We start from the raw sequence: 21,699 nt of genomic DNA on the forward strand, positions 1-21,699 counted from the left end.
GGCGTGGTCCTTAACGTGCTTCGGTGATTTCTTCATCACCGGGGGCCGGGGCCTCAAAATCAAAGGACAGGCTTGGAGCTGCCTTTACTTTCGGCGCATCACTATTCATGATTTCAGCCTGACGGCGTTGCATATAGAAGCTGCGCATGGCAACGTAAGGATCAAGGGAGTTCTTTTTGATGTCTTCCAGCGCATCATAATAATAAGCACGTGTATCTACAGCACTTACAACAGAGCGGCCAGTGGGGAAGCCATCACGGTTTGTATTGTTTGCCCAGGCATTGATCGGGTCTGTGAAATAATCAACGACCAAGCCGACAGTATCACGTGGGCTGGAGGGGCCAAAGATCGGCAGAACAATGTATGGACCGTCGCCAACACCCCAAACAGCCAGAGTTTGGCCGAAATCTTCGCTGTGTCGTTTAAAGCCCATGTCTTCGGCAGCATCGTTAAAGCCAAGGACACCAACGGTGGTATTAATGGCAAAACGCGAGGCCGTGTTCAGGGCGCGTTCGCCTTCACCTTGTAAAATATCATTCAGCAGAACAATCGGTGTGCTGAGGTTGGACAGCATATTGTGAATGCCTTCCTGCACAGGTGGCGGCAGAAATGCACGATAAAGTGTTGCCGCAGGACGCATGAACCAAGTATCGACCAATTCATTGAAACCATAAACCGCACGGTTTACGCCTTCCAGCGGGTCGTTTACCTCATCAACAGCTTCTGGTTGACTGGCACAGCCTGAGAGAATCACAGCAACAGCAGCGATTCCACCAAGTTTTTTCATCAAACTTTTTTGCGTCACGGGCTTTGTCATTCTACACCGATTTCTTTTTTGTTTTCGCTTTTCAGTAATAAAGACAATGACTTATGGATTTAAATCAAATTGTATCTATTTCTGGGTCCGCACATGTTAATACAAACATTCTGTCTGTTAATATGCAAAACCAATCAATGAACTACCATAGCGTAGCTTAAAATACCAGCACTGGAAACAATGAAAAAATCATCACTCCTTTCTGGCTGTTGCACTTTTATCACAGTGTTAGGGGGTAACTCATAAAATAGCCTTGCCTATATTTCTGGGAAATCCCGTAAAGGACTGGATGTCTACCCTCAAATACATCTCCGCCAAACAAGTCTATTTTATGAGTTACACCCTAAATGACCCTTGCAATCATATAAAGATATGTTTATATCTTAAATCAAGTTACAAGAGGCTAGGTTTTAAGAAATGGACAGGATACTAACAGCGCTGAAAGCTTTGGGGGAGCCTACGCGTATGCGGGTGATGGCTTTGTGTGCCCAGGGTGATTTGACAGTGTCTGAGCTGGTTCACATTTTAGGTCAAAGTCAGCCGCGTGTATCGCGTCACCTTAAGTTGTTGTGTGAAGCTGGTCTGTTACAGCGCTTGCGTGAAGGTAGCTGGGTCTTTCACCGTCTTGCCATAGATCAGGTGGAGGCCGGGTTTGTGCGCAAGCTGGTCGATTTGATCCCCAAAGAAGATGAGGTTTTATTGCGTGATCGTGAGCGTTTGGAGGAAGTTAAACGTGAGCGGGCGCAAAAGGCTGCTGATTTCTTTGGTCAAAATGCACAACGTTGGGCAGAAATTCGGGCGTTGCATGCCGATGATAAAGAAGTTGAGACCATTTTGCTTGAAACACTTGCCCCTGATCAGACGCAAGACTTTCTGGATATTGGGACAGGTACGGGGCGCATGATGGAAGTTTTTTCCCCCCATATCCGTCAGGGATGGGGCATTGATTTATCTTCTGAGATGCTTTCCATTGCACGGGCCAATCTGGAAGAGGGGGGCTATGGCAATTGTGCGGTTCGTCAAGGTGATATGTATCAGGTGCCCTTTAGTGCAGAAAGTTTTGACCTGGTGAGTATTTATCAGGTGCTGCATTATACAGATGAACCTTCGCGCGCGATTGCCGAAGCTTCTCGTGTTCTGCGCTCCGGTGGTAAATTGTCGATCGTCGATTTTGCCCCTCATGAAGAAGAAAATTTACGTAGTGAATATCAGCACCGCCGACTGGGCTTTTCAGAAAGTGAACTGTCCCTTTTGTGTGAAGAAAGCGGGTTGAGTATTTCCCAAATTTGCCAAATTCCCGGCAACCCCTTAACAGTCACTGTTTGGGTTGCGACGAAACAATAGATACAAACTGATGATGAAATCTGCATGTCAGCAGATGATGGAGAAAATAAAGTGACGATTAAAGAAGAACAACAAGCCATCCTCAAAGGATTGCCTGTGGCCGCCCCGCTTCCCAATGATGTGAATGTGTCTTTTGAATTTTTCCCGCCGAAAACGGAAAAGATGGAAGAAACCCTTTGGGCATCGTTGAAACGTTTGGAACCACTGAACCCGCAGTTTGTCTCTGTGACTTACGGGGCTGGCGGGACAACACGTGAGCGTACCCATAATACGGTTGTCGGGATTCAAAAAGAAACCTCCATGACCGCAGCTGCGCACCTGACGTGCGTTGGCTCTTCAAAGGCTGAAATTGACGAAATTGCTGATCGTTACTGGGAAGAAGGTATCCGTCATATTGTGGCGTTGCGTGGCGACCCGGCAGAAGGCGATAATATTTATAAGCCGCATCCTGATGGCTATGCCTATGCTGTGGACTTGATTGAAGGGCTGAAAAAACGTCATGATTTTGACATCAGCACAGCAGGTTATCCCGAAACACATCCAGAAGCACCAAGCGCACAGTTTGATCTGGATTATTTGAAAAAGAAAGTGGATGCCGGGGCTGACCGTGTTATCACGCAATATTTCTTTGAAGCTGAAACCTTCTTGCGCTATCGCGACAAAGCAGCCGCCGCTGGCGTGAATGTGCCGATCATTCCAGGCATTTTGCCTGTGACCAACTTTAAGCAAGTCTTGAAAATGTCTGAGATGTGCCAGACAAATGTGCCCGCATGGCTGGCTGATTTGTTTAATGGTTTGGATGATGAACCTGAAACACGCAAATTATTGGCCGCAACGGTGACGTCAGAGCTGTGCCGCGTGCTTCACGCCAATGGTGTGAAAGACTTCCACTTCTATACTTTGAACCGTGCAGATTTGACCTTTGCCTTCTGCCATATTCTGGGTGTTCGCCCGAAAGGAGCCCAATCATGACCACACGTGATGATCGTCTGGCCTATCTGAAATCAGAAGCCGAAAAACGTATTCTCATTCTGGATGGGGCCATGGGCACCATGATCCAGCGCTATGGGCTGACAGAGGCTGACTACCGTGGGGAGCGTTGTGCCGATTGGGGGCAGGATGTGAAGGGCAATAATGATTTGCTGTCTATCACCAAGCCGGAAGTCATCAAGGAAATTCACCGTGAATATCTTGAGGCCGGGGCAGATATTCTGGGCACCAATACATTTTCTTCCACAACGATTGCACAAGCTGATTACGCCATGGAAGAACTGGCTTATGAAATGAATGTGGAAAGTGCGCGTATCGCCCGTGAAGTAGCGGACGAAATGACGGCAAAAACACCGGATCGCCCGCGCTTGGTTGCAGGTGCGATGGGGCCAACAAACCGGACAGCCTCTATTTCCCCGGATGTGAATGATCCGGGCTATCGCAATGTCTCTTTTGATGAACTGCGTTTGGCCTATCGTTCAGCTGCCAAGGGCTTGCTTGAAGGCGGCGCAGACCTCCTGATCGTGGAAACCATCTTTGACACGCTCAATGCCAAGGCTGCGCTTTTTGCTATTGAGGAATTGTTTGATGAGCAAGGCTGGTCTGTACCGATCATGATTTCCGGGACATTGACGGATGCGTCTGGTCGTACCCTGTCCGGTCAAACAGCAGAAGCTTTCTGGAATTCCGTTCGTCATGTGAAGCCGTTTTCTGTGGGGTTAAACTGTGCCTTGGGCGCTGATTTGATGCGCCCGCATATCGCAGCCCTGTCTGCTGTGGCTGATACCCATGTGTCGACTTATCCAAATGCCGGTTTGCCCAATGAGATGGGTGGCTATGATGAAACACCGGAAGAAATGGGTGAGGCTTTGAAAGAATGGGCTGAGAGTGGGCTGATTAATATTGTCGGTGGTTGCTGTGGTACGAGCCCAACGCATATTAAAATCATTGCCGATTCTGTTGCGGGCGTAACGCCACGTCCGGTGCCGGAGCTGGATGCCAAAATGCGCCTGTCCGGTCTTGAGCCGTTTAACATTGCGTCCTGACAGAGAGAGTGAAAATGACAAATCAACAAGCAACATTTATCAATGTCGGTGAGCGTACAAACGTTGCAGGCTCAGCCAAGTTTAAACGATTGATCGCAGAAGAGCAGTATGACGAAGCCTTGAGTGTGGCTTTGCAACAAGTGGAAAACGGGGCCAATATCATTGATATCAACATGGATGACGCCATGATTGATAGCGAAAAAGCCATGGTGCGTTTTCTGAACCTGATTGCGGCAGAACCTGAAATCGCACGTGTGCCGATTATGGTCGATAGTTCAAAATGGTCTGTGATTGAAGCGGGCTTGCAATGTGTACAGGGCAAGGCGGTTGTAAACTCTATCTCCTTAAAAGAAGGCAAAGAGCAATTCGTTGAACAGGCCAAGAAGATTAAACGCTATGGTGCGGCTGTAGTCGTCATGGCTTTTGATGAAAAAGGCCAGGCTGATACCAAAGACCGCAAGGTGGAAATCTGTAAAAACTCTTATGATATTCTGGTCAATGAAGTAGGTTTTCCCCCCGAAGACATCATTTTTGACCCCAATATCTTTGCGGTTGCCACAGGGATTGAAGAACACGATAACTATGCGGTGGATTTCATTGAGGCTGCGCGCATTATTCGTCGTGATTGCCCCCATTGTCATATCTCTGGCGGTCTGTCCAACGTGTCCTTCTCGTTTCGTGGCAATAATCCGGTTCGTGAAGCTATGCATTCGGTCTTTTTGTATCATGCCATTCAGGCAGGTATGGATATGGGCATCGTGAACCCGGCCCAGCTGGAAGTCTATGATGAAATTCCGGCAGAACTGCGTGAGCGTGTGGAAGATGTGATCTTGAACAAACGCTCTGATGCGACAGACCGTTTGTTGGAAGTTGCCGACAAATATAAAGAAAAAGGCGGGTCTAAAGCCGCCACTGTTGATCTGTCCTGGCGTGAAAAACCTGTGGCTGAACGCTTGTCTTTTGCGCTGGTCAAGGGCATTGATCAGTTTATTGAAGAAGACACCGAAGCGGCACGTCAAATGTTTGACAAGCCGATTGAGGTGATTGAAGGCCCTTTGATGGACGGCATGAATGTGGTCGGTGATCTGTTTGGTGCAGGTAAAATGTTCCTGCCTCAAGTGGTGAAATCTGCTCGTGTGATGAAAAAGGCGGTGGCCTACCTGATGCCGTTTATTGAAGATGGCAAGGAAGCGGGGTCTGAGACGGCGGGTAAAGTCTTGCTCGCCACGGTAAAGGGCGATGTCCACGATATCGGTAAAAATATCGTTGGTGTGGTTCTGCAGTGTAACAACTTCGAAGTGATTGATCTGGGCGTGATGGTCCCGACAGAGAAAATCCTTGAAGAAGCACAGAAGCACAATGTGGATATCATCGGGCTGTCCGGTTTGATCACCCCATCACTGGAAGAAATGGTCAATGTGGCGCGTGAAATGAAGCGTCTGGACATGAATATCCCGCTGCTGGTTGGTGGGGCGACCACCTCCAAGGTGCATACGGCAGTGAAGATTGATCCGTCTTATGAACATCCGACGGTTCATGTGCTGGATGCGTCGCGCGCCGTGGGTGTCTGTTCCAACCTTCTATCTGAAACCCGGCGTGACGGTTTTGTTGCCAACCTGGCCGAAGAATATGAACAGACCCGAATTGCACGGGCGAAAAAGCAAAAAAGTGGCAACAAGATTTCTCTGGATGATGCGCGTAAAGCCAAGCAGCCGATTGATTGGGATAACTTCAAGGCGGTGAAACCCAGCTTCTTAGGCACGAAAACTTTTGACGAGTATCCGCTGGATGATCTGGTGGAACGTATCGACTGGACACCGTTCTTCCGCACATGGGAATTGGCTGGGACATATCCGAAGATTTTGGATGATAAGGTCGTGGGGGAAGAGGCAACCAAGCTGTTTGCTGATGCTCAAGAGATGCTGAAACAAATCATTTCTGAAAAATGGCTGACAGCCAAGGCTGTGATTGGTTTCTGGCCGGCGAACTCAACACCGGATGACAGCATTCGTTTGTTTAAGGATGAAGGCCGTTCAGAAGATTTGGCCCGCTTCCATATGGTGCGCCAGCAAATCCCGAAAGCCGAAGGGCGTTATGATAACTGTCTGGCTGATTATATCGCCCCAGAAGGTGATGATTATATCGGTGGTTTCGCAGTGACAACAGGTCATGGCATTGAAAGCAAGCTGGCTGAATTTGATGCGGCTCATGATGATTATCGTTCCATTATGTTGAAAGCCTTGGCTGATCGTCTGGCCGAAGCTTTTGCAGAACGGATGCATGAACGGGTGCGCAAAGAATTTTGGGGTTATGCCTCTGATGAAACGCTGGATAATGAAGCTTTGATCAAGGAAGCTTATACAGGTATCCGTCCAGCACCGGGCTATCCGGCGTGTCCTGAACATTCTGAAAAGGAAATCTTGTTCAAGCTGCTGGATGCGCAAGCCCAGGCAGGTATTGAACTGACCGAAGGGTATGCCATGATGCCAACAGCGGCTGTATCCGGTTTCTATTTCGCCCATCCAGAAGCGAAATATTTCGGGGTAGGCCGGGTTGAAAAAGATCAGGTGGAAGATTACGCCCGACGCAAGGATATCAACCTTGCACAGGCAGAAAGACTTCTGAGCCCTGTTTTGGGATATGATCCAAAATAAATGATAAAAGCCCCGGCCCTGTTGGTCGGGGTTTTTGCTTTATGTTTATATCTTTACTGCGGCGCGGACTTTATTGCCGCAGCCGATATATTCCAGCTCGTCAAAAGACAGTTTTTTGGCCATGGCGATGCCGCGACCGTGGGCATCGAAAATGCGACAGGGGTCAATCTCCAGATAGTCATTGGAGCGAAAGCCCTTGCCCTTATCCGTGATGAAAAGCTCAAGCTTGTCCTTGCCGCGCATCAGTTTCACGTCAACCGTCTTTTTTATATTTTCCGGCAGGTTTTGACGGCGATCAATCTCGCTTTGCCATTGACCCGTAGCGAGAAGCTCACTTTTTTGGTGATAATCCAGTGCCAGATTGCCATGTTCAATCGCATTGGTCAGCAGTTCATGAATGCCCAGATAAACCCGATCAGGATCAGGGAAGCTACAACTGAGCAGGTTCGCCAGTTTCTGAGCATCATCAAGTGTACGAATGACAAAACGGGCGGCTTCGGTAAATTTCATCCCCAGACGGGCCTGGGCGTGTTTGAAGTCATTATGTTCATTTTGTTCTTTATGGCTTTTGGCTGAAATCACAAGGGAACGGACGATTTTTTTGTCTGTGGATTTATCCAGAAAATAATACGCCCCGGCGGCTAAAGCTTCGCTGACAAAAGTAATGTTGTGATTGTCGGTTTTAATAATGATCGGCAGGTGGAGAAAACGCTCATCGGCCTTGATGGTTCTCAGGCAGTCTAGACCGGATTGTTCTTCTGAGAGATCAAGATCAATGATCAAGACATCATAATGGTCCGGCCTTTTATGAAGGCTTTCCAGAACCAAGGCTGGGTCATCCTTGAAGTCCAGCATGATATTGTCATCAACCAGATGATCTGCCAGCAAGCTTCGGGCATAAGGGTCCGTATCAATGAGGAGGACTTTTATTTTTGTTTGAGGCATTTTTTCATCCGCATCTATCAGCGCTCAGGCCCGGATAGGTTTGTTGTGTGAATTTACAGCGGTTTTGCCCTGTACGCCCACCAACGGCCCGACAATATTCCAGTTGTGATGGCTTGTGTAACTGAATTCCGTTAATTATACCTGACTTATAAAACGAAAAGTTGATTTGCCACAAGTCCGGATCATTTTCCAATGTTAAAAGGGCTGCGCGATAATTCCCCAGCTGACCGCTTCCCCGGCTATAACAGCCATAGGACTGAACAGGGAGCATCATTAAGAAGTCAGCGGCTTGTTCGCTTGATAAAGATGGGCCAACAATATGGCTTGTCCCTTCAACCAACAGATTCGGATCTTCTGTAAAGAGCAGGCGGGCCTCATCATGGATTGTTACAGGCCCATGCATTAAGTTTGTAAACTTTGCTGCGGTTTCATCTTTGGTGTTTTTGAAGAGGCGCACAATGGTGCTAAGTGTCGAATTCATTGCATTGGTAGAGATGCTATCGCTCGTTTCTTTTGTGGGAAGCTCAAGCCCCATGTTTTCAAAAAGGGCTGTGGTCGCATCTGGGGCGCATTCTTTGCGGTAGTCCAGGTTTTCTGCAAAAAGGGTATGGGACTGCATCATATGGAACAAAACAAGGGCACTATCGCGGGGGGATACCCCTAAGCGTTCTTGCAAGGTCTTTTGAATAGCACGACAGTTTGGGGCCAATTCATGAAGGGGAAGGTTCCAGAAACGGGCTTCCAGATCCCCCAGAACGGATCGGGGTGTTTGATCTTTAATTTGAAAGTTGAGAATCTCGCTATAGCGAACGGGCTTGCTTGGGGGGAAAGGGAAAAGTGATGTTTTGCCTTTGACGTTGATGTGCAGGCTCAAGGCCATTTCCCCCGTGGCCCCGATTAAGTTCAAAACAGTCCCTTGAGCATTTAAATAGGTAATCGGGGCATGGGCGATATCTTGAAAGCTTACTTCTTTTATGGCGCTGATGCGTTGGGCAAAATCATGTGCAGCCACATCCAAGTCTGGCAAGAGGTCTTGAAGCAATACCATGTCCAGAGAAACAGACAGCGGCGCATGTTGTGTCACAAAATAGGAGGTTAAAGGGCCGTCGGCCTGAAAGCGGTTGGTCCAGCGCTCTTGCTTCTTTTCAAAAATAAAGAGGGGGCGAGCAGGTAGCGATATACCTTCGCCTGCATTAAAGCGGGCTAGTATGATCGCTGTTTTGGTTTGATCTGAGGTAATGCCGGATAAAAATGCCTCAGCTGATCTGGGCTGCGGGCCCGGGGCAGCGTGAATTTGAATGTAATCACTGTTTTTGGTAAGCGGGGGGCTGGCAACGTCAAGGGCGGCAATACGCTGAACAGCCAGTTTATGTGCTTTTTCAGGGTTGTAAGGTGGTTTTTCTTCAACCTGTTTGGGGGCGGGTGCAGGTTCTTTACAGGCGACAAGCCCAAGCAGAGGAAGGCCACACACCAAAACCATCTGTAATAGTCTTCTCATCATCACCGTCCCTTTTCTTCCCCGTAAGCCCAAGCACTATTGTGCAAGCAATCTTTTTTCCCTTATATAAAGTGGCTCTAACCTAACACGACTTTTTAACGTTGTTGAGAAGGGGATACTACGTACATGATGGTGCATGAAGAAACGGTCAAAGCCGACTGGATTGATTACAACGGTCATATGAATGTGGCCTATTATGTTCTGGTGTTTGATCACGCAACTGATACAGCTTTGAATGTTTTAAAGTTAGGTGATAACTACCGTAAGAAAGGGAATAATTCCTTTTTTGTGGTGGAAACACATGTGACGTATGAACAAGAGGTCAAAAAAGATGAATTGTTGGTAGTCAAAACGAAATTGTTGGGGTATGACACCAAGCGCTTGCACCTGTTTCATGAGATGTTTGTCAAGGATGGTGACGTCAGGTGTGCAAGCAATGAAGTAATGGCATTGCATGTGGATATGGATAGGCGCAAAGCAGCAGAGATCCCCGTTGAATGCAGGGCGGTGCTGCAAAATGGCGTTGATATTTCTTTGCGTGAGGGCTGGCCTGAGAGCTGTGGCCGTTCGATCAAAAAACTAAAGAATATCACGTAAGTGTTGATTTTGAATTTTTTGCTTGGAGTCATGCAAGAGATATCTATACTTAAGTATAGATATATGTGACCTTAGGTCGTGGCGGAGTTGAAACTTTGGAATATACGGAAAATATTGATCAGGCCCTTGAATATGCCAACAACGCAGTCGAGAAAATGCGTGAAATCGGCGTGCCTGCCAATCCGAATAATTTTACTGTTTGGTTCCACTATTACAGTGGCACATTTCCTGATTTAAAACGAACGCTTGATATTCTTTTGGATAATCAGCAGGAATTTACGGAAACACGAAATTCTGAAATTTTTCAGAAGTTTTTCACGCTGGATCAGGAAAGCGCCATGCTGCATGACACCACGGCACGTATGGAAGGGGAACTTTCCCGTATCGTCGGGGTACTGGATGGGGCCGAAGATGATTTTGCCGGGCTTAATGTCCAGTTACGTGATTTTCAGGAAAAGATTGCCGACTGTGAAATCAATGACGATATGGCTCATGCGTTGCACAGCCTGAATGGTCAAATCGGTCAGGTGCTGGCCCGCAATACCTCCCTTGAAGAAGAATTGCGTTCTTCCATCAAGGAAATTGATGAATTGAAGGAAGATCTGGAACGCATGCGCCGTGAAGCCATGACCGATGGCCTGACTGGCATTGCCAATCGCAAGCTGTTTGATCTGGAATTGCGTAAATCTTCCATGAATGCCATGGCAAGTGGGGAAGATTTGGCCTTGTTAATGATTGACGTGGATCATTTTGGCCGTTTCAACCAACATTTCGGGCATCAGGTTGGAGATCAGGTGTTAAAGCTGGTGGCTGTGACCATTGGCGAATGTATTAAAGGTCAGGATACCGCAGCACGTTATGGCGGGGATGAATTCAGTGTGATCTTGCCGCGTACCAATTTGGAAAATGCCACGCGCCTGGCAGAAAATATCTGTAAACGGGTGAGTTCCAAAAATGTGGTGAACCGTTCAACCGGGGAACGATTGGGTAAAATTACCATGTCGGCAGGGGTCGCCTTGTTTGAATATGGTGAACCGATCAGCCAGCTTCTGGTTCGTGCTGATCGTGCATTGCATCAGGCCATGAGCGGTGGTCATAATCAAGTTTTGACACAGCATGATCTTGAAGGGTCTGCTGCTTAAAAGCAAGCTGTTGAAAACCATACGTTAACCCTTCTTTGTCATGATAGCCTTGCGGTGTTGTCTTGTGATGAAAGGGTAGAACGTGGCACAGGGGCGCAACAGGCCAAGTCCATATATGATGTTCATGCGCAAACTGGTTGATAATGACCAGCTTGTTATGACGTTGCTGGCTGTTGTCATTGGGGCCTGTGTCGGGACCTTAGCCATCTTGTTTGTCGAAAAAATTGATTTTTTCCAATCCTTGTTTCTGGGGATCAGTGGGGAAAGAATCGCCGATTACATCCGCAGTTTACCCCCCTGGAAAGTGGTCCTGATCCCGACCATTGGCGGACTGTCTGTAGGGTTGTTGCTGCATTATTTTATGGGCGATGGCAAACCCAAGGGGCCAGCAGATGTGATTGCGGCCTGTGAAGTCGGTGGTGGGCAAATGTCGCTCAAAGACGGAATTGTTGCCCTTTTTGCCAGTAGCTTTTCCATTGCCAGTGGTGCCTCTGTCGGGCGGGAAGGTCCGGCCGTTCATATGGGGGCGACTTTTGCCGCCTGGGCATCGGATAAATTACAGATGTCGCGTTCCAATACGCGGGTGTTGTTGGGGTGTGGTGTGGCGGCAGCCGTGTCAGCTTCTTTTAATGCACCCATTGCGGGGGCGCTTTTTGCACAGGAAGTGATCTTGTCGCATTATGCCTTGAAAGCCTTTGCCCCGGTGGTGATTGCCAGTGTATCTGGCACGGTGGTCGCCCATCAGGTGGTGGGTAATGTCACCGCCTTTGAACTGAAGGCTTATGAGCTGGGGTCTTATCTGGAATTCCCTGCCTTTGTCGGTTTGGGGGTTTTATCAGGTCTCGTTGGACTTGCCTTTGTCTCTTCCATTTTACAGACCCAAAAACAAGTCGAAAAAATTCCTGGCCCCACATGGTACAAGCCAGCCATCGGTGGCTTTCTGGTTGGAGGCATTGCGTTATGGTTTCCCGAGGTTCTGGGGATTGGTTATGAGGCGACAGATAATGCGCTTAAGGGACATTATGCGTTAAACATCCTTTTTGCCCTGTTTGTCTTTAAATTTCTTGCTACGGTACTGTCCTTGGGATTTGGCTTTGGCGGTGGCGTTTTCAGCCCTGCGCTGGTGATTGGGGCCATGTTGGGGGGGAGCTTCGGCATGGTTGTTACCGGCATTTTCCCTGAACTGTCTTCCGGGGCCAGTGCCTATTCCCTGATTGGGATGGCGGCAATGGCGGCTGCTGTTTTGGGGGCGCCGATTTCAACCACCTTGATTGTTTTTGAACTCACCGGGGATTATTCCATGACCATTGCGGTGATGTGTGGTTGCGTGATGGCGACCTTGGTGAATGACCAGATGGGCAAGCAGTCTTTCTTTTTAGAGCAATTGAAGGGGCGCGGCATTGATTTGGCCGATAGTCTCAGCAGTTTGATTTTACAACAGATTAAAGTCACAGATATTTTAAAACAGCAAGGCATTTATGTCAGTGCAGATACGCCGTTGTCCCATGTGATCCAAAAGCTGCAACGGGCACCGGGCAGTGTGATTTATGTGATTGCCCATGACCGTCGCCTTTATGGAACAATCAGTTGGGATCAGGTTCCTGATGAAATTCTGGATAAAGACTTGAACACCCTTATTATTGCGGCTGATTTGGCTGATCGCCGTCCCCCTGTGTTGCAGACGCGTGATACACTGGATGTGGCAAAGGCTGTTTTTGAAGAAGTGGCTGTTAGTCAGATTGCAGTGGTTGACCCTCAGGAAAACCGTGCTTTTGTCGGCTGCATTGATGAACGCGAAGTCATGGCTGCTTATAATGAAGAGCTGCTTAAAAAGCGCAAACAGGAACATGGGGAATAAGAATTAAAGACAGAAACAAACGTTCTCACTTTGTTTCTGTTTGATCTGGTGGTATAACCCCGGTTATGAACGATCCATTTGATTTCAGTGATGAGCCTTATGCGCCTGCGGAAACCCCTGTTCCTCAAGGCCCGCCACCCTATGTCACCACCTTAAACCCGGAACAGCGCATGGCTGTGGAAGAAACCGACGGTCCTGTGTTGGTGCTCGCAGGTGCGGGAACCGGGAAGACCCGTGTGTTGACCACCCGCTTGGCCCATATTCTGGATTGTGGTCTGGCGTACGCCGGTGAGATCATGGCTGTGACCTTTACCAACAAGGCTGCGGCGGAGATGAAAGAACGGGTCGGTGATATTTTGGGCCGTCCGGTTGAAGGCTGGTGGCTGGGGACCTTTCACTCACTGGCGGCGCGCATGGTGCGTGCCCATGCCGAAGTGGTCGGCTTAACGTCCAATTTCACGATCATTGATACAGATGACCAAATCCGCCTTCTCAAACGGATTATGGAAGCTGAACATGTCGATGAGAAAAAAAATCCGGCGCGTAATCTTATGGGAGTGATCCAACGCTGGAAAGATCGGGGGCTGACACCAGAAAAAGTCTCACCTGCCGAAGGGGCGGCTTATGCCGATGGTGCGGCCATTCGGATTTATAAAGCCTATCAGGATCAACTGAAACTGACCAATGCCTGTGACTTTGGCGATCTCTTGCTCCATGTGTTGACCATTTTTGCCGAAGAACCGCAAATTCTGGAACAGTATCAACGCCGCTTTCGCTACATTCTGGTGGATGAGTATCAGGATACCAACGTCACGCAATATCTTTGGCTACGCTTGCTTGCCAAGCAACATCGCAATATCTGTTGTGTGGGTGATGATGATCAGTCGATCTATAGCTGGCGTGGGGCCGAAGTCACCAATATTTTGAAATTTGAAAAAGACTTTCCGGGGGCCAAGGTGATTCGGTTGGAGCGTAATTATCGCTCTACGGCGCATATTCTTGGAGCAGCATCCGGCTTGATTTCTTATAATGAGGATCGTTTAGGGAAAACTCTACATCCGCAAATCAAGGAAGATGCTATTAAGGTCCGGGTGGAAAGCCTGTGGGATGGAGAATCGGAAGCACGCTTTGTCGGTGATGAAGTCGAAGCCTTACAGCGTAAAGGTGAAAGCCTGAATGAAATTGCGATTTTGGTGCGTGCCGGTTTTCAAACCCGTGAATTTGAAGAGCGCATGATCACTCTTGGTCTGCCTTATAAGGTTGTGGGTGGTTTACGTTTTTATGAACGCGAAGAAATTCGCGATGCGCTGGCTTATCTGCGTGTGGTGGCCCAACCGAATGACAGTTTGGCCCTTGAGCGGATTATCAACAAGCCTACGCGTGGCTTTGGGGGCAAGACCAAGGGCTTGCAGACTTTGATGGAATATGCCCGCATCAATAGAGTCTCGCTTTATTCTGCAGCGGTCACTTTGGTGGAAACCGATGAGCTGACGCCCAAGGCACGTGGGTCTTTACGTGACTTGTTGATTCAGTTTGATAGCTGGCGTGCCTTAAAAGATGGACTGGATGTGGATGATCTGGTTGGGCAAATTCTGGATGAGGCCGGTTATATGGACTGGCGTGTGAATGAGGCCAAGAAAGGCAAGGATGTGAAGGCACAAGGCCGTGTCGATAACCTGAAAGAACTGGTTTCCGGTCTGGAAGAATTTGAAAGCCTCGAAGAGTTTCTGGAACATGTTTCCCTGGTGATGGAAGTGCAGGAAAAAGGCGATGATGCCAAAGTGACCATCATGACCCTTCATGCCGCCAAGGGACTGGAATTTGACAATGTCTTCCTGCCCGGTTGGGAAGAAGGCACCTTCCCCAATCAACGGGCTTTGGATGAGTCCGGCACGCGTGCGCTGGAAGAAGAACGCCGTTTGGGATATGTCGGGATTACGCGGGCGCGCAAACGTTCCATCATTTCCTATGCGTTGCGCCGTCGTGTGTTTGGTCAATATAACGACATGTTGCCATCACGCTTTGTTGATGAACTGCCTAAAGACCATATTGAAACGGGTGGGGAAACAGGCACACCGTCCGGAGATTATGGCGGGGGGAATTATGGCTTTTCAGATCGCAGCCAGCAGCGTTTCACCTATCGGGGAGAACGTGAAAGCCGAAAAGAAAAACTGATCACCATTGATGCCTATGATGTGAAGGTGTCTGATGCACCTGATGGGGGCTTTCGTAAAGGAGACCATGTGCGTCATGGCAAATTTGGCACTGGTGTTGTGCTGGCAGTTGATGGTAACAAGCTCGACATCGCCTTTTCGTCCGGTGGTCGCAAAAAGGTGATCGACAGTTTTGTTGAGAAAGTCTAGGGGCAGGACCTATTAATTTAGGGGCTGACCCTGAGAGCTAATCGCCATCCTCGCGCAGGCGGGGATCTTTATAAATAGGCAAGGAGGTTCCCGCATTCGCGAGGACGACAAAAGGTATTAAAATGTCCGATACATTGTGGCGCGTTGATTTGGCGGTAACGCCGGAACTGGCAGAAGCTTATGAATTTGCGCTGGAAGATTTTTGCGAGGCTGTGACCCAGTATCTGGATGATGACGAACTGGCCCAACGCATTGAAGCTTATAGCGAAAACCCCATTGATGAGGCTGCTCTTTTAGCTTCTGTGAAAGCCGTGGCCGACCGCAATGGCGTAGAGGCCCCTGATGTCAAAATTTCCGAGGTGGAAAATAAAGACTGGTTGGCGGAATATGCCCGCAGCTATCCCCCGCTTCAGATCGGGCGTTATTTTATCTATGGTTCTCATTTCGATGGTACGTTGCCAGCTGGGAAAATTGCCTTGAAGGTGGAAGCCGCGACGGCCTTTGGCACAGGGGAGCATGCCTCCACCAATGGGTGTTTGCAGGCCCTTGATCGTCTTTCCAAACGTTATCGTTTTAACCAGCCCTTGGATATGGGCTGTGGCTCGGCCATTTTGGCGATGGCGATTGCCAAGACATGGGGGGCACCTGTCATCGCCAGTGACATTGATGCCCAATCGGTTGACGTGGCGCGTTATAACGCTGAGGTCAACGGCGTGGGGAGTTACATCCTGCCGGTGTGTGGTGATGGTTATCGTACCCCGTCTGTTTCGCGCAATGGTCCTTATGATTTGATTATGGCGAATATCTTGGCCCGCCCCTTGTCATCTATGGCGAAAGATTTGGCAAAACATTTGCAACCGGGTGGCTTTGCCGTACTTGCAGGATTTTTGGACCGAGATGCCAACTGGGTGTTTGCCGCACATCGTTGTCATGGTTTGCGCTTGGTTGAACGCATCAAAGTCGATGGTTGGCAGACTTTGATTTTGCGCAAAGGGTAGCTTTTTGTTATAGTAATCAAACAGGCAAGAAAGCCCGTATTGGATTTAAACAGAAGGTTTAAACATTATGGTTACAGAAATTGCGGTTGCCCAACAGACGCAGCTTAGCGTGAGTGTGTCTTATTCCAGAAAGACCGAAACCACCATCACGAAAGAAGAAGGTGGCCCACGTGATTATAAAGACCTCATTGAAGAGGAATTTAATGATCTGGAAGCAACCAAGGAAAAGCTTAAAAACGCCAGTAGCCCGGAAGAAATGATCTCCTTGCTTAAGGAAGGTCAGGAACAGGCTATGCGTGCGGTTGAGAAATTTAAAGCCGTTGCCAATAAATTTTTTGGGACAGATGATCAAACAAAGGCTGATTATTTTCAGGACTTGTTATTTCAAGCCGTCAGCGATGCGGTGGGTGATGTTCTCACAATCCAAACAAAAACCACGGAAGAGATTGAGATCAATATCTCTTTTGAAAGCCGAGTCGCCATCGCCATGCGCGAACGCGACCCGGAATTAATGGATCAGTTAGAAGGCAAATTGCGCGAAGAGGCTTAAGAACACAGGACCTTAAGCTTATTGACGAATACTGCCCAGGAACCCTTCGACTTCGCGGTTGAGCAAATCGGTCGGTTCTTTCAAATCTTCTGCAGCCCAGGTGACTTGAATCGCCGTGTTGTGGGATTTGGCAGCATTTCGCGTCATATTAACGATCCGGTCAGCAACAGCCTGGGCATCACGTGAGACATTTTGCACATTTTGCGCAATGTCACGGGTGGTGGCATCCTGTTCTTCCACTGATGCTGCGATTGTGGCTGCGATCTGGTCAATTTGATGGATGGTGCTTGAAATATCTTCAATGGCATCTACGGCTTCCCCTGTTGCCCCCTGAATCTCGGTGATTTGTTTGGCGATTTCGTCGGTGGCACTAGCTGTCTGGTTGGCAAGGTTTTTGACTTCTGAGGCGACAACCGCAAAGCCTTTCCCTGCATCACCAGCACGTGCGGCTTCAATGGTTGCGTTCAGGGCCAGTAGGTTGGTCTGTTCGGCAATATCGGTAATCAAATTCACCACTTCCCCAATACGCTGGGCGGCGATGGCAAGGCCATTGACCTTTTCATTTGCAGCACTGGCTTTGGAAACAGCTTCATTGGCAATGTCGGTGGACTGGGTAACTTGTTGCCCAATTTCGCTGATGGCGGAGGAGAGTTCAGCTGTGGCTGCTGCGACCGTATCGGCATTGGTTGTTGTGCGTTCAGACGCTTCGGCAACTTCCATGGACTGGCTGGTGGCATGTTCGGCAGAAACATTGCCATTGTTGTTACAGACGTTGAGGATATCCCCTGTTTTGTTACCAAGGCTGCCAATTACCGAGGATACGGAACTTTCCAGATGATCGGCCAGACGCATCATCTGATTGCGATTATCCTGTTCACGTTTTTGACGTTCGTGTTCCTGATTGGCCCGCATTTCATCCATTTCGACAAGATTGTCTTTAAAGACACTGAGGGCACCGGCCATTTCACCAACTTCATCACGACGTTCATCATTGGGGATATCAATATTGAGGTTTCCGTTTGCCAGTGCTTGCATGGCCTTGGTCATAAAGCGAACAGGGCGTGAAATACTATTGGCAAGCAACAAGGTGAGGGCAAAGACACCGATTAAGACAATCACCAGAATAATGGCATCGGCCTGAATGGTTTGATCAATGCTGTTATTTGCCGAAGTGAATTGGAGGTCCGCAGTTTCTCGCCAGTTATCAACCTGACTTTCAAGCCCTTGATTGACCTGTGAAAAAAGATCATCAGCTTCAAACATGTAAACAACGGCCATCGTTGCATCTGTTTCAGCCGTATCAATGACATCAATGGCGGCTGTTTTATAATGACCAAAAAGAGTGGTGATCTTATCAACAGCCTTTTTTTCTTCCCCGCGGAACTGATGCTTTTTGATCAGTAGTTTGAGATCAATTTCCAGTCCGTTCAGGTTGGAACGTAAAGACTCGCGCATGGCTTTTTGCGATTCTTCATCAGTCATATTGCTGGCTGCCCAGCTGATCATACGAAACAAGCCACCATTAAGGGCGCTTAGGGATTCCTGAAAATCAAGGGCTTTAACCACCTTAGCCGTGTTTTCATTAAATAACGAATCCATGGTGGTACGGATCGTTTGAACGCCTGTGTACGATAACCAGGACAAAAAGATCAGGGCAACGGTGAAGATCACCGGAGAAACGAGGAGTTTCTTCGTAATGCTCCAATTTTTCATGTCTTTATCCTCTAAAACAATGAAGCCAGCTTTTATTATTGTTCATTAGACGAACAAAATATGGAGAGGGAAGAGAGAGAGCAAGTTTAACATTGTAATAAATTGTAAGTGGCCTATTGAGCACCCCGTTTCATTGACATTTGGGCAAAGTCTGCGTAGGTTGCCTGACCCTGATCGAAAATCACCAGAAACAACAAAATGACTGCTTCTCTGACCCTCGCACTGGCCCAACTCAACCCGATTGTCGGGGCTATCCATCACAATATGGACCTGCTGCGCCAGGCTTTTGATAAGGCCCTTGATCAACAGGCTGACCTGCTGGTGAGCACTGAATTGCTAACTACAGGCTATCCGCCGGAAGATCTGGTGTTGAAGCCTGCTTTCATGGATGAGGTCGAAAAGGCTGTTCATGATTTTATCGAAACAACAAAGGGCAAAGACACGGCAGTTTTACTGGGTACCCCCTGGCGGGTTTCTGATAAGCTGTATAATGCGGCGCTGATGATCGTGGATGGGGAAATTCGTGATGTAATTGTCAAACGCCACCTGCCAAATTATGGCGTGTTTGATGAAATACGGATTTTCAACAAGGGGCGCGAAAGCAATCTGGTCCAGGTGAAAGACCACAAAGTCGGTGTGATGATTTGCGAAGATATGTGGTTTGAAGATGTCTGTGCTGATTTGAAATTTGAAGGTGCCGAATTGCTGGTGGTGATGAATGGATCACCTTTTGAGGCCGATAAGCCCTCCTTGCGCTATGATCTTGCGCATGAGCGTGTCCATGAAGCAGGTGTCCCACTTGTTTATGTCAATCAGATTGGCGGGCAGGATGAACTGGTCTTTGATGGCGGCTCTTTTGTCATGGCAAAAGATGGGGAACGGGTGTGCCAGATGGCCCATTGGGCGGAAGATTTCAGCCTTGTCACCATTACCAATGACGGGGTAATTCAGGGGCCGCAAGGCAAGGATAGTGAAGGGCTGGAAGCGATCTATCAGGCGATGGTTTTGGGCTTGCGCGATTATGTGAATAAAAACGGTTTCCCCGGTGTGGTGCTGGGCTTGTCCGGTGGTATTGACAGTGCCCTGTCTGCCGCCGTTGCTGTGGATGCACTGGGCGCAGATCGCGTTAAATGCGTGATGATGCCGTCACCTTATACGTCCCAAGACAGCTTGGATGATGCGCGTGATTGTGCCGAATTTTTGGGTGTGGACTATGACAGTGTGTCGATCGCCCCGGTGATGGGGGCCTATGATACCATGTTGTCCCCGTTGTTTGCGGGCTGCGATAAAGATATCACCGAAGAAAATATCCAGTCGCGCAGCCGGGGCCTGTTGCTCATGGCCTTGTCCAACAAGTTTGGTCACATGTTGCTGACCACAGGCAATAAATCGGAAATGTCTGTGGGCTATGCCACCATTTATGGCGACATGTGTGGTGGCTATTCCGTTTTAAAAGATGTTTATAAAATGACAGTCTTTGCGCTGAGTGCCTGGCGCAATGACCATAAACCTGAGGGTTGTTTGGGACCAGACGGGCGCGTGATGCCTGATAATGTAATCTCCAAACCGCCTTCGGCTGAACTTCGCCCTGATCAAAAGGATGAAGACAGCCTTCCGCCATACGAAATTCTTGACGACATACTGGAATGTTTGGTCGAGAAAGAGTATTCCCTTGATGATGTTGTGGCCTGTGGTCATGACGCTGATGTGGTGCGTCGCATCTGGAAACTGCTGGACCGCGCAGAATATAAGCGCCGTCAAGCCCCCCCAGGTGTGAAAATCACCTCACGTGCCTTTGGCCGTGATCGCCGCTATCCCCTTACCAATGGTTTTACGAGTCTGATATGACCTTTAAAGTACGTTTTGCACCTTCACCAACTGGCATGATGCATATCGGCAATGCCCGTATGGCTTTGATCAACTATCTTTACGCTAAAAAAGAAGGCGGGACATTCCTGCTGCGCGTGGATGATACCGATCAGGAACGTTCCAAGCCTGAATATGAAAAGGCGATCAAGGATGCCATGAACTGGCTCGGCCTGAGCTGGGACGAAGAAGAACGCCAGTCTGAACGGATGGATCGTTATGAAGAAGTTTTTGAAGACCTGAAATCCAAAGGTCTGGTCTATGACTGTTATGAAACGCCGGAAGAACTGGAATATATGCGCAAGCGTCTGCGCAGCCGTGGCAAGCCGCCGATCTATGACCGTTCTGCACTGGAATTGACTGAGGAAGCCAAAGATAAGCTGAAGGCCGAAGGTCGTCAGGCCCACTGGCGTTTCAAACTGCCGGATGGGGATATCCAATGGACTGATCTGGTTCAGGGTGAAAAGACATTTAAGTCTGAAAACCTGGCGGACCCGGTGATCCGTCGCGCCGATGGTACCTTCCTTTACATGATGCCGTCTGCCATTGATGATATTGATCTGGCCGTGACCCATGTTTTGCGCGGTGAAGACCATGTATCGAATACTGCGGTGCAAATTGCCATGTTCAAGGTGTTGAATGATGGCAACTTCCCGGCCTTTGCTCACTTGCCGCTTCTGTCGGGCACAGAGGGTGAAAAACTGTCCAAACGTAAAGGCTCCATGTCTTTGGCGGAAATGCAGGAAGACGGCTTGGAAGCCATGTCTGTGACCAGCTTGCTGGCACATTTGGGCACCTCTGAAAATATCGAAGCGGTTGATAATATGGAGGCACTGGTCGCCTCTTTTGATATCGGCAGCTTTGGTCGCGGGACGCCGAAATTTGATTTTAAAGAGCTGGAGCGCCTGAACGCGAAACTGATCCACGATATGGATTGGGCAACCGCCTCTGCCCGTCTTGATCTGGAAGGCGCGGACGAAGCGTTCTGGGAAGCGGTGCGCCCGAACCTGTCACGTGTCAAAGATGCGGCTGATTGGGCAGCGATTGTCTTTGGTCAGGTGGAACCGAAAATCGAAGATGCGGATTTTACGGCCAAAGCCATGGCTGTTCTGCCGGAAGGCGACTGGGATGATACCACATGGAAGACTTGGACCAATGCGGTGAAAGAAGCAACAGGGGCCAAGGGTAAAGGCTTGTTCATGCCGTTGCGCCAAGCCCTGACGGGCATGGACCATGGGCCGGAACTGGGCGTTTTGCTGCCCTTGCTGGGCCGTGAAAAGGTTGAAGCGCGCCTTAAGGGTGAAACTGCTTAATAAAT

The 21,699-nt window shown here is 48.8% G+C and carries 16 protein-coding genes; 12 read left to right on the plus strand and 4 right to left on the minus strand.

The window, feature by feature from the left end:
- Positions 1 to 10: 10 nt before the first annotated feature.
- Entirely contained in the window at positions 11 to 817 is an 807-nt protein-coding gene (locus tag E4K71_RS02040) for a VacJ family lipoprotein (protein ID WP_135075823.1), read from the minus strand.
- A 417-nt stretch (positions 818 to 1,234) separates the two neighbouring features.
- Here E4K71_RS02040 and E4K71_RS02045 point away from each other — a divergent pair, with 417 nt between their 5' ends.
- The 4 genes from E4K71_RS02045 to metH all read left to right on the plus strand — a co-directional run bounded on the left by E4K71_RS02045 (position 1,235) and on the right by metH (position 6,851).
- Complete coding sequence (locus tag E4K71_RS02045) at positions 1,235 to 2,161, plus strand: metalloregulator ArsR/SmtB family transcription factor (protein WP_135075826.1); 927 nt, start codon at positions 1,235 to 1,237, stop codon at positions 2,159 to 2,161.
- A 162-nt stretch (positions 2,162 to 2,323) separates the two neighbouring features.
- A complete protein-coding gene (gene metF / locus E4K71_RS02050) occupies positions 2,324 to 3,133 on the plus strand; it encodes a methylenetetrahydrofolate reductase [NAD(P)H] (protein WP_240796900.1) in 810 nt (269 codons plus the stop codon).
- Entirely contained in the window at positions 3,130 to 4,197 is a 1,068-nt protein-coding gene (locus tag E4K71_RS18320) for a homocysteine S-methyltransferase family protein (protein ID WP_206201938.1), read from the plus strand. The genes metF and E4K71_RS18320 overlap by 4 nt, the downstream gene beginning before the upstream one ends.
- A 14-nt stretch (positions 4,198 to 4,211) precedes the next feature.
- Entirely contained in the window at positions 4,212 to 6,851 is a 2,640-nt protein-coding gene (metH, locus tag E4K71_RS02055) for a methionine synthase (RefSeq protein WP_206201939.1), read from the plus strand.
- A 45-nt stretch (positions 6,852 to 6,896) separates the two neighbouring features.
- On the opposite strand, the gene E4K71_RS02060 is transcribed toward metH, so the two are convergent.
- Positions 6,897 to 7,796 (minus strand): response regulator, encoded by a 900-nt coding sequence (locus E4K71_RS02060; protein ID WP_135075832.1) that lies wholly within the window; start codon positions 7,794 to 7,796, stop codon positions 6,897 to 6,899.
- 4 nt (positions 7,797 to 7,800) lie between these two features.
- Positions 7,801 to 9,297 carry a hypothetical protein gene (locus tag E4K71_RS02065; RefSeq protein WP_135075837.1) on the minus strand — a complete coding sequence of 499 codons (1,497 nt, stop codon included), beginning with the start codon at positions 9,295 to 9,297 and terminating at the stop codon, positions 7,801 to 7,803.
- Positions 9,298 to 9,420: 123 nt separating this feature from the next.
- Here E4K71_RS02065 and E4K71_RS02070 point away from each other — a divergent pair, with 123 nt between their 5' ends.
- The 6 genes from E4K71_RS02070 (at position 9,421) to E4K71_RS02095 (ending at position 16,802) form a co-directional block, all read left to right on the plus strand.
- Positions 9,421 to 9,891 carry a thioesterase family protein gene (locus E4K71_RS02070; RefSeq protein ID WP_135075840.1) on the plus strand — a complete coding sequence of 157 codons (471 nt, stop codon included), beginning with the start codon at positions 9,421 to 9,423 and terminating at the stop codon, positions 9,889 to 9,891.
- Positions 9,892 to 9,956: 65 nt separating this feature from the next.
- Positions 9,957 to 11,033 (plus strand): diguanylate cyclase, encoded by a 1,077-nt coding sequence (locus E4K71_RS02075; protein ID WP_135075843.1) that lies wholly within the window; start codon positions 9,957 to 9,959, stop codon positions 11,031 to 11,033.
- 82 nt (positions 11,034 to 11,115) lie between these two features.
- Positions 11,116 to 12,891 (plus strand): chloride channel protein, encoded by a 1,776-nt coding sequence (locus tag E4K71_RS02080; protein ID WP_135075846.1) that lies wholly within the window; start codon positions 11,116 to 11,118, stop codon positions 12,889 to 12,891.
- A gap of 65 nt (positions 12,892 to 12,956) precedes the next feature.
- Positions 12,957 to 15,254 carry a UvrD-helicase domain-containing protein gene (locus E4K71_RS02085; RefSeq protein ID WP_135075849.1) on the plus strand — a complete coding sequence of 766 codons (2,298 nt, stop codon included), beginning with the start codon at positions 12,957 to 12,959 and terminating at the stop codon, positions 15,252 to 15,254.
- A 122-nt stretch (positions 15,255 to 15,376) separates the two neighbouring features.
- Positions 15,377 to 16,252, plus strand: coding sequence for a 50S ribosomal protein L11 methyltransferase (locus tag E4K71_RS02090; protein ID WP_135075852.1), 876 nt, complete (start codon positions 15,377 to 15,379; stop codon positions 16,250 to 16,252).
- A gap of 67 nt (positions 16,253 to 16,319) precedes the next feature.
- The gene (locus E4K71_RS02095) at positions 16,320 to 16,802 is read left to right on the plus strand and encodes a hypothetical protein (RefSeq protein WP_135075855.1); all 483 of its coding nucleotides are present in this window, start codon (positions 16,320 to 16,322) and stop codon (positions 16,800 to 16,802) included.
- A gap of 18 nt (positions 16,803 to 16,820) precedes the next feature.
- On the opposite strand, the gene E4K71_RS02100 is transcribed toward E4K71_RS02095, so the two are convergent.
- A complete protein-coding gene (locus E4K71_RS02100; RefSeq protein ID WP_135075858.1) occupies positions 16,821 to 18,515 on the minus strand; it encodes a methyl-accepting chemotaxis protein in 1,695 nt (564 codons plus the stop codon).
- A 198-nt stretch (positions 18,516 to 18,713) separates the two neighbouring features.
- Here E4K71_RS02100 and E4K71_RS02105 point away from each other — a divergent pair, with 198 nt between their 5' ends.
- Together E4K71_RS02105 and gltX are read left to right on the plus strand one after the other, a co-directional pair.
- Entirely contained in the window at positions 18,714 to 20,363 is a 1,650-nt protein-coding gene (locus E4K71_RS02105; RefSeq protein ID WP_135075861.1) for an NAD+ synthase, read from the plus strand.
- Complete coding sequence (gene gltX, locus E4K71_RS02110; protein ID WP_135075864.1) at positions 20,360 to 21,694, plus strand: glutamate--tRNA ligase; 1,335 nt, start codon at positions 20,360 to 20,362, stop codon at positions 21,692 to 21,694. The genes E4K71_RS02105 and gltX overlap by 4 nt, the downstream gene beginning before the upstream one ends.
- Positions 21,695 to 21,699 lie beyond the last annotated feature (5 nt).

Origin of the sequence: Terasakiella sp. SH-1, from assembly GCF_004564135.1 — a bacterium.
Taxonomy (GTDB): domain Bacteria; phylum Pseudomonadota; class Alphaproteobacteria; order Rhodospirillales; family Terasakiellaceae; genus Terasakiella.

Coding starts and splice junctions, on each gene's coding strand:
- E4K71_RS02040 (WP_135075823.1), bottom strand. CDS start 817: ATGACAAAGCCCGTGACGCAAAAAAGTTTGATGAAAAAACTTGGTGGA.
- E4K71_RS02045 (WP_135075826.1), top strand. CDS start 1,235: ATGGACAGGATACTAACAGCGCTGAAAGCTTTGGGGGAGCCTACGCGT.
- metF (WP_240796900.1), top strand. CDS start 2,324: ATGGAAGAAACCCTTTGGGCATCGTTGAAACGTTTGGAACCACTGAAC.
- E4K71_RS18320 (WP_206201938.1), top strand. CDS start 3,130: ATGACCACACGTGATGATCGTCTGGCCTATCTGAAATCAGAAGCCGAA.
- metH (WP_206201939.1), top strand. CDS start 4,212: ATGACAAATCAACAAGCAACATTTATCAATGTCGGTGAGCGTACAAAC.
- E4K71_RS02060 (WP_135075832.1), bottom strand. CDS start 7,796: ATGCCTCAAACAAAAATAAAAGTCCTCCTCATTGATACGGACCCTTAT.
- E4K71_RS02065 (WP_135075837.1), bottom strand. CDS start 9,297: ATGATGAGAAGACTATTACAGATGGTTTTGGTGTGTGGCCTTCCTCTG.
- E4K71_RS02070 (WP_135075840.1), top strand. CDS start 9,421: ATGATGGTGCATGAAGAAACGGTCAAAGCCGACTGGATTGATTACAAC.
- E4K71_RS02085 (WP_135075849.1), top strand. CDS start 12,957: ATGAACGATCCATTTGATTTCAGTGATGAGCCTTATGCGCCTGCGGAA.
- E4K71_RS02090 (WP_135075852.1), top strand. CDS start 15,377: ATGTCCGATACATTGTGGCGCGTTGATTTGGCGGTAACGCCGGAACTG.
- E4K71_RS02095 (WP_135075855.1), top strand. CDS start 16,320: ATGGTTACAGAAATTGCGGTTGCCCAACAGACGCAGCTTAGCGTGAGT.
- E4K71_RS02100 (WP_135075858.1), bottom strand. CDS start 18,515: ATGAAAAATTGGAGCATTACGAAGAAACTCCTCGTTTCTCCGGTGATC.
- E4K71_RS02105 (WP_135075861.1), top strand. CDS start 18,714: ATGACTGCTTCTCTGACCCTCGCACTGGCCCAACTCAACCCGATTGTC.
- gltX (WP_135075864.1), top strand. CDS start 20,360: ATGACCTTTAAAGTACGTTTTGCACCTTCACCAACTGGCATGATGCAT.